A 15,093-nucleotide genomic window follows, 5' to 3' on the forward strand; every position below is an offset into this window, starting at 1 on the left:
TTCGGCCGGCGTGATCTCACACACGAGGCAGGCTTTCCCGTGGGAAAACCATCCGGTGGCGGTTCGTCCGTCGCACGCTTCGTGGAGGATATAACCGGTAAAAGGAGCAGCCCATCATGGCACTGCCTGATTTCTCCATGCGTCAGCTTCTGGAAGCTGGCGTCCACTTCGGTCACCAGAAGCATCGCTGGAACCCGAAGATGGAACGCTACATTTTCGGCGTCCGCAACGACATTCACATCCTCGACCTGTCGCAAACCGTGCCGGCCCTCAGCCGTGCGCTGCAACTGGTCTCTGACACCGTGGCCGATGGCGGCCGCGTGCTGTTCGTTGGTACCAAGCGCCAGGCTGCCCCGCTGGTAGCCGATGCTGCCAAGCAGTCCGCCCAGTACTACGTCAACTCCCGCTGGCTCGGCGGTACGCTGACCAACTGGCAGACCATTTCGAACTCGATTGCCCGCCTGCGCGAGCTCGAATCGATGAGCGAAGCCGATCTCGCCCTGCGCACCAAGAAGGAGCGCCTGATGATGTCCCGCGAGCAGGAGCGTCTTGAGCGCGACCTGGGCGGCATCAAGGACATGGGTAACCTGCCGAGCCTCCTGTTCGTCATCGACACGAACAAGGAAGCCAACGCGATCAAGGAAGCCCGTCGCCTTGGCATCCCGGTCGTGGCAATCGTCGACACGAACTGTGATCCCGATGTCGTGGACTACGCCATCCCGGGCAATGACGACGCTTCGCGCGCTCTCGAGCTCTACGTGTCGCTCGTGTCGCGCGCTGCGATCGACGGCATCGGCCGCTCGTCCAGCTCGCTCGGTGCCGATCTGGGTGCCGCAGCGGAAGCTCCGGCTGAAGATCTCCCGGCCGACAGCGCAGCTGCCGCCAACTGATGTTCGCGTGAGCGTGCAAATGATGCAGGGCGGCGTGCCGTCCTGCGTAGCACGCCCGGTCCGGACAGCGGGCCACTTTCCCTACAGTTGAATACGGTCCCGACAGGGGCCGCCAAGAGGTGAACCCATGGAAATCACTGCTTCAATGGTCAAGCAGCTCCGCGACTCCACCGGCGTCGGCATGATGGACTGCAAGAAGGCCCTGGCCGAAACCAACGGCGACATGGAAGCGGCTGTCGATTGGCTCCGCACGCGCGGCCTCGCCAAGGCCGCCAAGAAGGCCGACCGCGTCGCGGCTGAAGGTCTGGTGGGCGTTGTGACCTCCGGCACCAAGGCAGCCGTTGTTGAGGTGAACTCCGAAACCGACTTCGTCGCCCGGAACGAACAGTTCCAGGGGATCGTGGGCAACGTCGCCAAGCTGGCGCTCGACGCCGACGGTGACGTGGTAAGGCTCGGTGAAATGCCGTTTCCCGGCACCGGCCATTCGGTCTCGGCCGAGCTCACAGAGGCTATCGCCAAGATCGGCGAGAACATGACCCTGCGCCGCACGCAGACCGTCGAAGTTTCGAACGGCGTCGTGGAAAGCTATGTTCATAACGCGGTTAAGCCTGGTCTTGGCAAGATCGGTATCCTCGTGGCGTTGGAATCGACTGGCGACAAGGCCGTGTTGTCCACTCTGGGCAAGCAGCTCGCGATGCACATCGCTGCCGCACAGCCGCAAGCCATCGCTCCTGAAGAGCTCGATCAGGATGTGGTGGCCCGTGAGCGCGCCATCATTCTCGAACAGGTCAAGGAATCGGGCAAGCCGGCCGACATCGCCGAGAAGATGGTCGATGGCCGCATGCGCAAGTACTTCGAAGAAGTGACGCTGCTGTCGCAGACCTTCGTCATCGACGGCGAGACCAAGGTCGCCGACGCGATCCAGAATGCCGAGAAGGATGCCGGTGCCCCCATCAAGCTGACCAAGTTCGTGCGCTATGCGCTGGGCGAGGGCATCGAGAGGGCCGAGTCGGACTTTGCAGCTGAAGTCGCGGCTACCGCCGGCGTCAGGTAAGTCTTCCGCAGGCGGGCCCACGGGCCCGCCTGACGCTCTCCGCTTGTCCGGGCGGATCGAGCTTTATTTCTGCTCTAATTTCCTGCATGTGTCGCCTTCAGTCCGAGGCGGTTTTGCCTTAGGGTCTGCCCGGCTTGCCGGTTGCCGGCCAGTCAGTTGCGATCACGAGGTTTTCCCATGCCGTCACCCTACAAGCGTATTCTGCTCAAGGTGTCGGGGGAGGCGTTGGCAGGTGATAATTCTTTCGGCATCGAACCTCCCTTCCTGCAAGCCGTTGCGCAGCAGATCGCCGACGTAGCCCAGATGGGTACTCAAGTGGCCATCGTGGTGGGTGGAGGCAACATCTTCCGCGGCATGGCCGGCGCGGCCGATGGTACCGACCGAGTGACGGCGGACCTGATGGGCATGCTCGGCACGATGATCAATGCCCTGGCGCTGTCCAACGCGATCACCCGTCATGGCGTCAAGTCGAAGCCCTTCAGCGCTGCCACCATGCCCTCTGTTGCCGACACCTTTACCGCCCGTGACGCAAAACTTGCGCTTGAGGAAGGGTTTGTCGTGGTGCTCGGTGGCGGCACCGGCAATCCCTTCTTTACCACCGACACCGCAGCGACGCTGAGAGCCATCGAGCTCGATTGCGACGTCGTGCTCAAGGGTACGAAGGTGGACGGCGTGTATTCTGAGGATCCCAAGACAAACCCCGCGGCCACTCGATACACCACGGTCGGCTATGACGAAGTGATCGCCAAGAACCTCAAGGTCATGGACACCGCGGCCTTTGCCCTTGCCCGCGACAATGCCATGCCGATAATCGTCTATGCGTTGGACGATGCTGCAGGACTTGCCGGCGTGCTCGAGGGCAGGGGGCTCTCGACGCGGGTGGGTGACGGCCACCGCTAATCAATCACTCCGCTGGGCGAACCGGCGAACTACTCAACTGGCGGGCGAGCAGGCCCGCTGCGGACTGGAAGGAGCCGGCGATGGCCAGCAGCTACGATCTCAGTGAACTCAAGTCCCGAATGCAGAAATCCATTGTCTCGCTGAAGGACGAACTGGGCGGCCTGCGCACCGGCCGCGCCAGCGCCAGCCTGCTCGAACCCGTTACGGTGGAGGCCTATGGTTCGCGCATGCCGCTCAATCAGGTGGCGACGGTGACGGTGCCCGAGCCGCGGATGCTGTCGGTCCAGGTCTGGGACCGCGGCATGGCTAACGCCGTGGAAAAGGCCATCCGCGACAGCGGCTTGGGGCTCAACCCGATGGGAGAGGGTCAAGTCATCCGTGTTCCGTTGCCCGAGCTCAATGAGCAACGCCGCAAGGAACTGGTCAAGGTTGCGCACAATTATGCCGAGCAGGCGCGTGTCGCGGTGCGCCATATTCGTCGCGACGGCATGGACGCTCTGAAAAAGGCCGAGAAAGACGGCGACATGAGCCAGGATGACGCCAAGAAACAGTCCGAACTGGTGCAGAAGGCGACAGACGACGCGGTCAGCGAGATCGACAGCATCGTTGCCGTGAAAGAACAGGAGATCATGCAGGTCTAGTAGGCCGCTGATCTACGCCGGGAGGGCGTCGATGGCTGGTGATCCCGCCGCACATGCGAAGCTCGCGACTGGGTCGGGATTGCGGATTCCGTCCCATATTGGCGTAATCATGGATGGCAATGGCCGGTGGGCCAAGGCGCGTGGCAAGCTTCGCACTGAGGGTCATGTGGAGGGAGTGCGTGCCTTGCGCAACCTCGTAGAGCTCTGCATCACCTATGGTGTCGACGTCCTGACGGTGTTCAGCTTCTCTTCCGAGAATTGGACACGGCCAAAGGAGGAAGTTTCCTTCATCTTCAGTCTGCTACGTCGATTTGTTGCGTCGGATTTGCAGAGGCTGATCCGCAACAACGTGAAGGTCCGAATCATCGGCACACGAGATGGGCTTGAACCCTCGCTCGTTCGGCTCATTGAGGATGTGGAGGCCAAGACCGAATCAAACAGCGGCCTGACGTTGGTGGTCGCATTCAACTATGGCGGCAAGGCCGAAATCGCCGAGGCGGCGCGGCATCTGGCGCGCGAGGTGGCAGCCGGCCGCCTGTCTCCCGACGACATCACCGAAGAGCGGCTGGCGAACGCGCTCTATACCGCTGGTTTACCTGACCCGGATCTGATCATTCGCACCAGCGGCGAACAGCGGATATCCAATTTCCTGCTGTGGCAGTCGGCCTATTCGGAGTTTGTGTTCGTTCCTGAGTGTTGGCCCGACTTCGATGAGAACTCCTTCCTTCGCGTTCTTGAGTCTTATTCGGCGCGGGATCGCCGTTTTGGTGGCATTGAGGCGGTTGGAAGTTGAGCGGGCGTCCACCATCGCCACATGATGCGGCGTCTCAACGGCGCAAGTGGACCGACGTGGGCCCTCGTGTGATATCGGCCGCAGTGCTGGTCGCGATCACAGCAATTTCCCTCTACGTGGGCAGCTATTTCTTCGCTGCGGTCGTCGGTGTTGTTTACGCCGGCGCATACCGCGAGTGGGAAACCATGGTGACGCGAACTGCGCTCGGACCGGGCGGCATGATGTTGATTGGCCTGGTGGCGCTTTCAGGGCTGGCGTTCCCGCTAGCGGGCTGGGCTGGCATAGTCGCAACAATTGGGCCGGCCATAGTGCTGTCGCTGTTCATGGGCCTTGAGTATGCACCATGGCGGATCGGCGGCCTTGCTCTCTTTGGACTCCTGATCGGGGCCGTCATCACGTTGCGCGGGACGGGAACCGACGGCATCATGGCAGGAATTTATCTCGGGACGGTGGTCTGGACCACCGATTCCGCTGCGTTCTTCAGCGGCCGGCAGATTGGCGGCGAAAAGCTCGCACCTATTATCTCCCCCTCCAAGACCTGGTCGGGTGCGGTCGGGGGGCTCGCGATGGGCACCGTCGTAGGCTTGGTCGTTTGGCTGATCGTCACTGAGTCTCCGTGGTGGATCGGTCTCTTGCTGTCAATGTCAATCAGCCTGGCGGGGCAAGCGGGGGATCTTGGCGAGAGTGCGCTCAAACGGCATTTCCGCATCAAGGACAGTGGTGACATTATTCCCGGACACGGCGGCCTGATGGACCGCATGGATAGCCTTACATTCGGCGTCATTTTGGTGTTCATCGTGGGCGCTCTTCATGCGGGTTTCGGGTCGGTGGCGCGGGGCCTCCTCTACTGGTAGCGAGGCCGCTCGCTGAACGGGAGTTCTGACGGCATGTCCTTTTTGTGGCTCAACGCGATCTGGATCATCGCGTTCATCGTCTTCGTGCATGAGATGGGCCACTATCTGGTAGCGCGGTGGAATGGTGTGGCGATACACACATTCTCCATCGGCTTCGGTCCGGAAGTGTTCGGGTGGAACGATCGGCACGGCACCCGGTGGCGACTTTCGGCGATACCGCTCGGCGGCTACGTTCGTTTTGTCGGCGACATGAACCCTGCCAGCGTTCCCGATCCCGACGCTGCCGCGCTTGTGGATCCGGCGCTCGCGCCAAAGCTGTTCATCAATAAGTCGGTCTGGCAACGGATCGCCGTGGTGATTGCCGGTCCGATAGCCAACGTCCTCCTGACCTTTCTGATCCTCTACGCCCTGCTGCTCGGATATGGACGCTCGACGATCACTCCGGTTATTGGTGAGGTGGTCAGCGGGTCGGTTGCGCAGCAGGCTGGCTTCGAGCCGGGCGACACTATCAAATCCGTCGACGGATATCCGGTTCGAGGTTTCGAGGATTTTCAGAGGTACATCGCTACGGCGCCGGCCAGGCAGGTTGTGGTCGAAATTGTGCGCGGTGGTGCCGAGCGTGCCCTGACGCTGGTGCCGGAGGCGGTAACGATCGAAGACCGCTTCGGTAACCCGCAACGAATCGGCCGGATCGGTGTGAGCCGGAGTGTGGAGGCCGAGGACGTCACGCTCTACCGCCCCGATCCCGTCGAAGCCGTGGGGATGACGGCTGAAGAAATCCGTTTCATCGTTGAACGGACCGCGGCGTTCCTGGGTGATTTCTTCGTCGGGCGTGGGGATGTCGAGCAGTTGGGCGGGCCGGTCAAGGTCGCCAAGGTCTCGGGGGAGGTGGCGACGCTGGGCTTTATTGCCCTGGTCAACCTGATGGCGCTGCTGTCGCTGAATATCGGGGTATTCAACCTTTTGCCCATTCCCATGCTCGACGGCGGCCATCTGCTGTACTATGTCATCGAAGCGATCCGCGGCCGTCCTCTGAGCCTGAAGATTCAGGAAATCGGATTCCGGTTCGGATTCGCACTGGTTTTGGCCCTCATGGTCTTTACCCTATTCAATGATACCGTGTTTTCCCATTTTGGTATCTTGCGGTAACCCCCGATTAACCTTGGTTTGCGAGGTGTTGCGGGAATGCAAGGGCGCCAATGAATTACTAACCGCGTCTGGGCTTGCGCCTTGTTCCTGGTTAAAAAAACAGTAAAACACTTCAATGGAGTTGGCTTGGGGGAGCGTTGTGCATGGCGATTCTCCCGGCCGGTCGCAGAAGGCAATAACAATATGATTCAACCCACCAAGCTGATGCGCGGCGCGGTCTCGGCGATCGCCATTATGGGGGCTGCCCCTGTTGTTGCAGCGTTGCCTGTGATCGGCGTTGCCAGTGTTCAGGCTCAGGACCAACTGGTGAGCGCCGTGCTGTTCGAGGGCAACAAGCGCTTCTCCGATAGTCAGCTGCTCGCGATGGTGGATGTTTCGTCATCCGGAGTTTACACGCAGCAGCGTGTTGCCGCGGATGTCGAGAGCATCCGTCAAGCCTATGCTCGTGACGGCTTCCGCTCGGTCGATGTTACCGCGCGGACTGAGGCTGGCCCGGATGGGCGCGTGCGAGTGGTGTTTCAGGTCAATGAAGGGGATCGCTCCGGCATCGCTGCGATCAACTTCACCGGCAACAATTCGATCAGCGCGGGCAACCTCAAGGGTACCATGCTGACCAAGGAGACCGGCATTCTGAGCTGGCTCCTGCGTGACGACACTTACGATGAGCAGAAGCTTGCGGTCGATCGTGAGCGCATCCGCCTCTACTACGCCAATCACGGCTATCCCGATGCGCAGGTGAATTCGGTTACCGAGTTTGATGCTGCCAGGAACGCGTACTTCATCAATTTCACCGTCAACGAGGGTCAGCGTTACGATTTCGGCAATGTCGGGATTGAGACCAGCATAGATGGGCTGAACACTGATGTGCTGCGCTCGTCCGTCCGGACGGGTGAGGGGTCCACCTATTCGGTGTCGGATCTGCAGCGCACGATCGAGGATATGTCCTACGAGGCCACCAGCCAGGGATATTCGTTCGCTGATGTGCGCGCTCGCCTTGACCGCGACGTTGCGACGAACACCTTCAAGGTCACCTACCTCGTTGACGAAGGTCCGCGTGTATACGTTGAGCGGGTCAATATCACCGGCAACACCAAGACCCGCGATTTTGTGATCCGGCGTGAGTTGCAGTTTGCTGAAGGCGACCCGTTCAACCGGTCTATGGTCGTCCGCGGCCGCAAGGCGATCGAAGACCTCGGCTACTTCTCGAAAGTCGAAGTGAGTACGGCGCCTGGGTCCTCTGCCGACAAGGTGGTGCTCAATATCAATGTGACGGAAACTTCCACGGGTGAGTACGGCGCTTCGGCGGGATATTCCACGACCGATGGTATTCTGGGCGAAATCTCGCTGACTGAGCGCAATTTCCTGGGTCGGGGGCAGTATCTGCGGGCGTCCATTGGCGCGTCGCAATCGGGCCGGACCTTTGACTTTTCGTTCACCGAGCCACGGTTCATGGGGCTCAAGGTGTCGGCCGGCGTCGACGCGTACCATCGCATCTACGACGAAACCACCAGCAGCTTCTATGGCATGCAGACCACAGGCGGCCAGCTCCGTTTTGGCGTTCCGGTGACGAGTGTTTTGTCAGCGACGCTGTTCGGTGGTTACGAGCACAAGGTGATCTCGGACACGGAAGACAATCCGACATACAAGTCAGCAGTTGTCTCTGATGGGCAGGAATTCAATAAGGCCTTTGTCGGTTACACGCTGACGCTTAACAACGTCGACGATGTCAAGAACCCCACCGAAGGTCTCTACGCGACCTTCACGCAGCAGTACATTGGATGGGACTTCAACCTTCTCCGTACCGAGGGCCGTGCCCGTTATTTCATGCCGCTGCTTGATGACAGTGGGATTGTTGCGAGTGTGAAGGGCCAAGCCGGTGTCATCAATAGCATGGATGGCAGTGATGTTCAGGCGGTGGAGGCGTTCAACCTTGGCTCGTCTCTGATCCGGGGCTTTCAGAGCCGTGGCTTCGGTCCGCGGATGGCAAATGGGGAAGCACTCGGCGCAACAATGTATGCTGGCATCTCGGGTGAGATTGAGTTTCCAATTCCCGGTTTGCCAGAGAGCTATGGGCTGAGCGGTGCCGTCTGGGCTGATGCAGCCTGGGTCTCGGATATGAATCTGCCGAACACCGGTTCGAGCACTTATGATCCCAGCAGCAATGATCAGCCGTGGCGGACGTCTGTGGGTGCGTCGCTCATCTGGGACTCGCCGTTCGGCCCCTTGCGTGGCGATGTCTCGCAGGTGCTCAACAAGTCGACCGACGACCGGACGCAAGTGTTCCAGTTCACCATCTCCACCTTGCTCTGAGCTAAGCAGCGTGTCAGATTTTATGAGCCGCGGGGCGGTAAGCGCCGCGGCTCAGTTTTTTCAAGTGAAATAATGGTCGATACCCGCTTCCACCGATTTGCCGGCGACTTACCGCTGGCCATGTTGTTGCATGGCGTGGGGCGGGATGACCTCGTTGAAGCGCTGGATGGCAGAGATATCACGGTCAGTGGTGTCGCCGAGCCAAGCCTGGCGGTCCGGGGAGACGTGGTTCTCGCCGCTCAAGCGAGCTATGCCCAAGATTTGCGGCACACAAAGGCCGGCGTGGCCATTGTCTCTGCAAAGCTCGCCGGTGATGTGCCTGCGGGAACGATTGCTGTGGTTGCCGACCGACCGCACGAACTCTTCGTGGATATCCTTGATATCCTCTATCCAGGAAGTACGCGGTCGATCATTTCGGCCGATCGAGATGATCTAGGCGCCCCGGTGTACGAGCGGGACGTCAGTCTTGGCGCCAATGTGGTCATTGGTGCGGGGGTGGAAATCGGTCGAGGCACAGTGGTCGGCGCCAATACGGTCATAGGCCCCGGGGTCACCATTGGGCGGAACTGCACTATCGCCGCCAACTGTACGATCGATTGTGCTCATCTGGGCAACGATGTGACGCTGCACTCCGGGGTGAGGGTGGGCACGGAGGGCTTCGGTTGGCTCGACCACGGGCGGGGCAATCGCAAGATCCCGCAGTTGGGCCGTGTCATCATTCAGGATCGCGTCGAGATCGGGGCGAACAGCACGATCGATCGGGGTGCACTTGGCGACACGGTGATCGGTGACGGCACAAAGATCGATAACCTCGTGCAGATCGGGCACAATTGTCGTATTGGGCGCAACTGCTTGATTGCGGCCATGAGTGGCCTTTCGGGCTCGACTATCGTCGGCGACGGCGTCCTGATGGGCGGTGGGGTCGGGACCTCGGGACACCTTGAGATTGGTTCCGGGACGGTCATCTTCGGCCGTGCGGCTGTGACGAAGGACTGGCCGCCCGGGTCCAAACTTGCCGGAGCTCCGGCTCAGGATATAAAGGACTTTTGGCGCGAAATGGCGGCCATGCGGAAACTCTCCAAGGGGGACAAGCGGGGATGAACGAGACGACATCCGAGGTTAGAGAACTCGATGCCATGAGCGTCGCCGACATCCTGCAAGCCTTGCCGCACCGGTACCCGATGCTGATGATCGACCGGATCATAGAAATCGACGGGGACGAGAGTGCCATCGGCGTCAAGAACGTGACGTTCAACGAACCAATCTTCCAGGGTCACTTTCCAGGCAATCCGATTTTCCCGGGCGTGCTGATCATCGAGGGCATGGCGCAGACAGCCGGCGCTATCGTCATCAAACACGACTCGACCGCGGAGCGCAAAAGCATCGTCATGTTGCTCGGTGTTGATAACGCGCGCTTCCGTAAGCCGGCAGGGCCCGGCGACACGATCGAGTATCACATCTCGAAGGTCCATCGGCGGCGGACGGTGGGCCGCTACCGTGCCGAGGCGAAAGTGAAAGGTACCATCATTGCGGAAGCCGAAATCACCGCAATGATCGTTGAGGCGCAGTCGTGACGGACGTCTTCGTCCATCCTACGGCTATCGTGGCAGAGGGAGCCCTGCTGTCGCCCGGGGTCAAAATCGGCCCCTACAGCACCGTTGGCCCCGAGGTGGTTCTCGGTGAGAACGTGGAACTGGTATCTCACGCGGTCGTGGACGGCCGCACGACCATCGGTCGGGACACCAAGATTTATCCCTTTGCGTCCGTAGGCAATCCACCGCAGGACCTGAAGTATGGGGGTGAGTTGTCGCGCCTTGAAGTCGGCGAACGGTGCACCATACGCGAATCGGTGACCATTAATCCAGGCACCGAGGGTGGCGGCATGGTCACGCGCATTGGGAACGACTGCCTCCTGATGGCCTGCGCTCATGTTGCGCACGACTGCCAGGTTGGAAACAATGTGGTCTTGGCCAATTATGTGGGCTTGGCCGGACACACCATCATCGGGGACCATGTCGGCTTTGGTGGCCTTTGCGGTGTCCGCCAGTTCGTACGGATTGGCTCGTATGCCTTCATCGGAGCTCACAGCATGGTTGATGCTGACGTCATCCCTTACGGAATGGCAGTTGGCAACCGGGCGAAGCTTTCCGGTCTTAATCTCGTGGGCCTGAAACGTCGCGGCTTCGAGCGGGACGCTATCCACGTCCTTCGCGGCGCCTACCGCAAAGTCTTCTTCGGTGAAGGGACACTTCGTTCTCGTGTGGATGCGGCTGCTACTGCCTTCGCCGATGATCCACTGGTTCAGGACGTTGTTTCCTTCATGCGTGACGGCAGGGACCGCGCCTTTTGCCTTCCGCGCAGTGCCGAGGACGATGTGTAGTCTCCACCGATGGGACAGGCACTTAACATCTTTCTTCTAGCAGGTGAATCTTCGGGGGACCGCATTGCTGCCGATCTGGTGCGGCGATTGCGTTTACATGCTCCTGTCGAGCTGTCGGGTGTGGGCGGCGACGCCCTCGAAGCCGAAGGGCTCGTGTCGCTCTTTCCGATGCACGAACTGGCTGTGATGGGGTGGGCGGATGTCCTGCCGCGACTGCCCCGGCTGCTCTGGCGAGCGCGTCAGGTCGCCCGCACGATCATCCACACTCGCCCTGACGTTGTCGTCTTGGTAGATGCCCAGGTTTTTTCGAGCGTCGTCGCCGGACTGGTCCACAAGGCTGCGGCAGACATACCCGTGCTTCTGTGCGTTGCACCGGCCGTTTGGGCGTGGAAGCCGGAGCGGGCACAAGGCCTTAAGCCACGATTTCGAGAGGTGCTTGCTGTTTTGCCTTTCGAGCCCGCAGTAATGCGCGATGCGGGCGGACCCATGACGCACTACATCGGCCATCCGGCGACAGAACAGTTCATCCAGCGACTGGTACCGCCGCAACGCGGGCCATTGCTGCTGCTACCGGGTAGCCGAGATGGTGAGTTGCGACGACACCTGCCGCTGATGAAGGCGATTGCAGCGCGATTTTCAGATCATCCTCGGGTCACCGAATTTGTCCTGCCCACGCCACGCCATCTCGCGGATAAACTGCGCAGCGAGCTGAACTCCTGGCCTCTCCCGGTGACTGTCATCTCCGGACAAGCCGAGAAGAACGATGCCTTCGCTTCCGCTCTCGCTGCCGTAGCGGTAACTGGCACCGTGACACTCGAATTAGCCTTGGCTGGCATACCAATGGTGACGACATACGTCGCAGACAGGGGCCAAGCCAAGCGGTGGTTCCAGTACAAGGTCAAGTTCGCGGCTCTCCCCAACGCCATACTGGATCGCCCTCTGGTGCCAGAGGTGCTGCAGCTTGCGCCCGATGTCATGGCGTTGGGTGATGCCGTGGAGGCTCTGCTGAACCAAGCAGAGCACATGGAGCGCCAGTTGGAGGGCTTCGCTGAAATCAGGGCCGTGATGGAGACAGGAACTCCAACTGATCCGCGCGTGGATCCTGCTAGTCGTGTGCTAGCCAGTATTAATCGGCGGTAAGCAAAAGGCCCCGCTCTTGCGGGGCCCTTGTTTGTTGTTTCAGCGGTCGCCGATCGGAGTGTAATCGCGCTCAGTAGCGCCATTGTAAAGCTGGCGTGGACGACCGATCTTCTTTTGCGGGTCGCCGATCATTTCCTTCCACTGGCTGATCCACCCCACTGTCCGCGCGACGGCGAACAGCACCGTGAACATGGAGGTGGGGAAGCCAATCGCGTCCAGGATCACGCCGGAATAGAAGTCGACGTTCGGGTAAAGCTTGCGCTCGACGAAGTACGGATCCTCGAGGGCAATCTTTTCCAGTTCCTTGGCCACTTGCAGCGTCGGGTTGTTTTCGACACCGAGAATGTCGAGAACGCGATTGGCCGTCTGCTGCATGACCTTGGCGCGAGGGTCGTAGTTCTTGTAGACGCGGTGCCCGAAGCCCATAAGGCGGAACGGATCGTTCTTGTCCTTCGCCCGAGCGATAAACTCGGGAATGCGGTCGACAGTTCCGATCTGGCGCAGCATGTTCAGCGCCGCTTCGTTCGCTCCGCCATGTGCCGGTCCCCAGAGGCAAGCTACGCCCGCAGCAATACAAGCGAAGGGATTGGCGTCCGACGAGCCCGACAGGCGAACGGTCGAGGTCGAGGCGTTCTGCTCATGATCGGCGTGGAGCGTGAAAATCAGGTCCATCGCCCGGGCGATCTCGGGATCGATCTTGTACTCTTCAGCCGGAACGGAAAAGCACATGTAGAGGAAGTTGGACGCGTAATCGAGGTCGTTGCGCGGATACACGAATGGCTGGCCCACCGAGTACTTGTACGCCATCGCCGCGATTGTCGGCATCTTCGCGATCATGCGGATCGAGGCAATCTCGCGCTGCTGCGGATCGTTGATGTCCGTGCTGTCGTGATAGAAGGCCGCCATAGCGCCGACGACGCCAGTCATGATCGCCATCGGGTGCGCATCGCGGCGGAAGCCGCGATAGAAGTAGTGCATTTGCTCATGCACCATGGTGTGCTTGGTGACGAGTTGCTCGAACTCTTTCATCTGCTGCTTGCCGGGCAGTTCGCCGTAGAGCAGCAAGTAGCACACTTCGAGATAGTTGGACTTGTCTGCAAGCTGCTCGATTGGGTAGCCGCGATAGAGCAACTCTCCCTTGTCACCATCGATATAGGTGATCGCGCTGTCGCAGGCGGCTGTGGAGGTAAAGCCGGGGTCGTAGGTGAACAGGCCCGTCTTGGCGTAGAGGCTGCGGATATCCATCACATCGGGGCCCACGGAACCACTCAGGATCGGGAATTCGTGGGTCTGGTTTCCGATGACGAGTTTGGCGACTTTTTCTGTCATTAAGCTCTCCTCGCTGTGCCCGCGTAACCGCAGGAAATAAGTGCCGGGCAGGGGCATCTGGCGCGCTTTTAAGGTGGCGCAGAGGTATCAGCTTTTTGCAGAAGCAAGCAACCGATTGATGACCGGCAGCCGGAGCTCACGCCCCGATCTGGTCACCCAGGCGTGCCATGGTCTCTTCTCGACCGATCAGAACCATGACTTCGAAAATCCCCGGCGATACCGTCCGGCCGGTAAGCGCCGCACGAAGTGGTTGCGCAAGCTTGCCGAGTTTGAGCCCCTTGGCTTCGGCCAGTTTACGCATGGCATCGTCGATTTGAGGCACTGACCAATCGGCAAGCCCCCCTAACTTTTCGGCAATGCTGGCCAATGTCTGCCGGCTTTCCTCAGTCAGGAGGGCCAACGCTGCTCCGTCGGGCTTGATCGGCCGTTGCGCATAGATGAACTGGGCGAGGTCGATCAGCTCGAGGACCGTCTTGGCGCGCGGCTGGAGTTCGGGCAACGCGGCGAGAATCGTGTCGCTGTTGGCCTTCAGCCCCGCCGCATCGTCAGCTCGACCAACTTCTTCCGCAGTCTCAACCATCACCTTGTAAAGATAGTGAGGTTCCGATTCCCGTATATAGTGGCCGTTGATGTTCTCGAGCTTGACGAAGTCGAAGCGAGCGGCCCCCTTGTTCAAGGCCTCGAGCGAGAACCACTCTACCATCTGCTGAGTCGAAAATATTTCGTCGTCGCCATGGCTCCAACCGAGGCGGGCGAGGTAATTGCGCACCGCGGCGGGCAGGTAGCCCATCTGACGATATGCCTCCACACCGAGCGCGCCGTGGCGCTTGGAGAGCTTGGCCCCGTCCGGTCCGTGGATGAGCGGGATGTGGGCCATCTCCGGCACCGTCCAACCCATCGCATTATAAATCACGATCTGGCGGGCCGCATTGGTGAGGTGATCGTCGCCGCGGATGATGTGCGTCACACCCATATCGTGGTCGTCGACGACGACCGCGTGCATATAGGTGGGCGTCCCGTCAGAGCGCAAGATGATGAAGTCGTCCAGGTTCTCCGTCTTGAACACCACGTCACCCTGCACATGATCGTGCACGATGATCTCGCCCGAAAGCGGAGCTTTGATCCGGATGACCGGCGGCACGTCCTTGGGCGCTTCGGCGGGGTTACGGTCGCGCCAATAGCCGTTGTAGCGTGGAGGCCTGCCGGCGGCGCGGGCCTCTTCACGCATCTGGTCGAGTTCTGCCGGAGTACAGTAGCAATAGTACGCGTGTCCCATCCGGACGAGTTCGTGGGCAACTTCGGCGTGACGAGCCGCCCGGGCAAACTGGCTGATCGGCTCGCCCTCCCAGTCGAGCCCGAGCCACTTGAGCCCGTCGATCAAGGCAATAACGGCAGCTTCCGTAGAGCGTTCGCGGTCAGTGTCCTCGATCCGAAGCAGCATCTTGCCACCTTCATGCTTGGCGAAGGCCCAGCTGAAGAGGGCAGTCCGGGCACCGCCGATATGGAGGTAGCCAGTAGGAGAAGGAGCGAAGCGCGTTACGACCTGAGACATGCGATCCGGAACGTTTGATGGAAGTGCGGGTCGTGTGTACCATAGGCTGGGGTGAGCGCAAGGGTAGGGGCAAGGCGTGCCGGATTGGCCGACGCCAGGCA

At 60.4% G+C, this 15,093-nt stretch carries 14 protein-coding genes; 12 read left to right on the top strand and 2 right to left on the bottom strand.

Features of this window, described 5'->3' with window-relative positions:
- The first annotated feature begins 116 nt into the window (after positions 1-116).
- The 12 genes from rpsB to IC608_RS03830 all read left to right on the top strand — a co-directional run bounded on the left by rpsB (position 117) and on the right by IC608_RS03830 (position 12,111).
- A complete protein-coding gene (gene rpsB / locus IC608_RS03775; protein ID WP_191772741.1) occupies positions 117-890 on the top strand; it encodes a 30S ribosomal protein S2 in 774 nt (257 codons plus the stop codon).
- Positions 891-1,017: 127 nt separating this feature from the next.
- Entirely contained in the window at positions 1,018-1,944 is a 927-nt protein-coding gene (tsf, locus tag IC608_RS03780) for a translation elongation factor Ts (RefSeq protein WP_191772743.1), read from the top strand.
- A 177-nt stretch (positions 1,945-2,121) separates the two neighbouring features.
- Positions 2,122-2,844 (top strand): UMP kinase, encoded by a 723-nt coding sequence (gene pyrH / locus IC608_RS03785; protein ID WP_191772745.1) that lies wholly within the window; start codon positions 2,122-2,124, stop codon positions 2,842-2,844.
- Between the two features lie 80 nt (positions 2,845-2,924).
- Positions 2,925-3,485 (top strand): ribosome recycling factor, encoded by a 561-nt coding sequence (gene frr / locus IC608_RS03790; protein WP_191772747.1) that lies wholly within the window; start codon positions 2,925-2,927, stop codon positions 3,483-3,485.
- A 31-nt stretch (positions 3,486-3,516) separates the two neighbouring features.
- Positions 3,517-4,278 carry an undecaprenyl pyrophosphate synthase gene (uppS, locus tag IC608_RS03795; RefSeq protein WP_191772749.1) on the top strand — a complete coding sequence of 254 codons (762 nt, stop codon included), beginning with the start codon at positions 3,517-3,519 and terminating at the stop codon, positions 4,276-4,278.
- Positions 4,279-4,346: 68 nt separating this feature from the next.
- A complete protein-coding gene (locus tag IC608_RS03800; RefSeq protein ID WP_345890848.1) occupies positions 4,347-5,132 on the top strand; it encodes a phosphatidate cytidylyltransferase in 786 nt (261 codons plus the stop codon).
- Positions 5,133-5,165: 33 nt separating this feature from the next.
- On the top strand, positions 5,166-6,281 hold the full coding sequence (gene rseP / locus IC608_RS03805) for an RIP metalloprotease RseP (protein ID WP_191772754.1): 1,116 nt from the start codon (positions 5,166-5,168) through the stop codon (positions 6,279-6,281).
- Positions 6,282-6,464: 183 nt separating this feature from the next.
- Positions 6,465-8,591: an outer membrane protein assembly factor BamA gene (bamA, locus tag IC608_RS03810; protein WP_191772756.1), complete on the top strand. Its 2,127-nt coding sequence runs from the start codon at positions 6,465-6,467 to the stop codon at positions 8,589-8,591.
- Between the two features lie 72 nt (positions 8,592-8,663).
- The gene (lpxD, locus tag IC608_RS03815) at positions 8,664-9,692 is read left to right on the top strand and encodes a UDP-3-O-(3-hydroxymyristoyl)glucosamine N-acyltransferase (RefSeq protein WP_191772758.1); all 1,029 of its coding nucleotides are present in this window, start codon (positions 8,664-8,666) and stop codon (positions 9,690-9,692) included.
- Between the two features lie 35 nt (positions 9,693-9,727).
- Entirely contained in the window at positions 9,728-10,165 is a 438-nt protein-coding gene (fabZ, locus tag IC608_RS03820; RefSeq protein WP_248306159.1) for a 3-hydroxyacyl-ACP dehydratase FabZ, read from the top strand.
- On the top strand, positions 10,162-10,971 hold the full coding sequence (lpxA, locus tag IC608_RS03825) for an acyl-ACP--UDP-N-acetylglucosamine O-acyltransferase (RefSeq protein WP_191772762.1): 810 nt from the start codon (positions 10,162-10,164) through the stop codon (positions 10,969-10,971). Before fabZ ends, lpxA begins: the two co-directional genes overlap by 4 nt.
- A gap of 9 nt (positions 10,972-10,980) precedes the next feature.
- Positions 10,981-12,111, top strand: a complete 1,131-nt coding sequence (locus IC608_RS03830) for a lipid-A-disaccharide synthase (RefSeq protein ID WP_191772764.1) — start codon at positions 10,981-10,983, stop codon at positions 12,109-12,111.
- A 39-nt stretch (positions 12,112-12,150) separates the two neighbouring features.
- Here IC608_RS03830 and gltA read toward each other — a convergent pair whose 3' ends face one another.
- Together gltA and gltX are read right to left on the bottom strand one after the other, a co-directional pair.
- A complete protein-coding gene (gltA, locus tag IC608_RS03835) occupies positions 12,151-13,440 on the bottom strand; it encodes a citrate synthase (protein ID WP_191772766.1) in 1,290 nt (429 codons plus the stop codon).
- A gap of 136 nt (positions 13,441-13,576) precedes the next feature.
- Positions 13,577-14,992, bottom strand: a complete 1,416-nt coding sequence (gene gltX, locus IC608_RS03840; RefSeq protein WP_191772768.1) for a glutamate--tRNA ligase — start codon at positions 14,990-14,992, stop codon at positions 13,577-13,579.
- Positions 14,993-15,093 lie beyond the last annotated feature (101 nt).

The organism is Devosia oryzisoli, from assembly GCF_014837245.1.
Lineage (GTDB): Bacteria > Pseudomonadota > Alphaproteobacteria > Rhizobiales > Devosiaceae > Devosia > Devosia oryzisoli.

Bases quoted from the DNA above. Each gene is read 5' to 3' on its own strand.
- rpsB (WP_191772741.1), top strand. From the start codon at position 117: ATGGCACTGCCTGATTTCTCCATGCGTCAGCTTCTGGAAGCTGGCGTC.
- tsf (WP_191772743.1), top strand. From the start codon at position 1,018: ATGGAAATCACTGCTTCAATGGTCAAGCAGCTCCGCGACTCCACCGGC.
- pyrH (WP_191772745.1), top strand. From the start codon at position 2,122: ATGCCGTCACCCTACAAGCGTATTCTGCTCAAGGTGTCGGGGGAGGCG.
- frr (WP_191772747.1), top strand. From the start codon at position 2,925: ATGGCCAGCAGCTACGATCTCAGTGAACTCAAGTCCCGAATGCAGAAA.
- uppS (WP_191772749.1), top strand. From the start codon at position 3,517: ATGGCTGGTGATCCCGCCGCACATGCGAAGCTCGCGACTGGGTCGGGA.
- rseP (WP_191772754.1), top strand. From the start codon at position 5,166: ATGTCCTTTTTGTGGCTCAACGCGATCTGGATCATCGCGTTCATCGTC.
- bamA (WP_191772756.1), top strand. From the start codon at position 6,465: ATGATTCAACCCACCAAGCTGATGCGCGGCGCGGTCTCGGCGATCGCC.
- lpxD (WP_191772758.1), top strand. From the start codon at position 8,664: ATGGTCGATACCCGCTTCCACCGATTTGCCGGCGACTTACCGCTGGCC.
- fabZ (WP_248306159.1), top strand. From the start codon at position 9,728: ATGAGCGTCGCCGACATCCTGCAAGCCTTGCCGCACCGGTACCCGATG.
- IC608_RS03830 (WP_191772764.1), top strand. From the start codon at position 10,981: ATGGGACAGGCACTTAACATCTTTCTTCTAGCAGGTGAATCTTCGGGG.
- gltA (WP_191772766.1), bottom strand. From the start codon at position 13,440: ATGACAGAAAAAGTCGCCAAACTCGTCATCGGAAACCAGACCCACGAA.
- gltX (WP_191772768.1), bottom strand. From the start codon at position 14,992: ATGTCTCAGGTCGTAACGCGCTTCGCTCCTTCTCCTACTGGCTACCTC.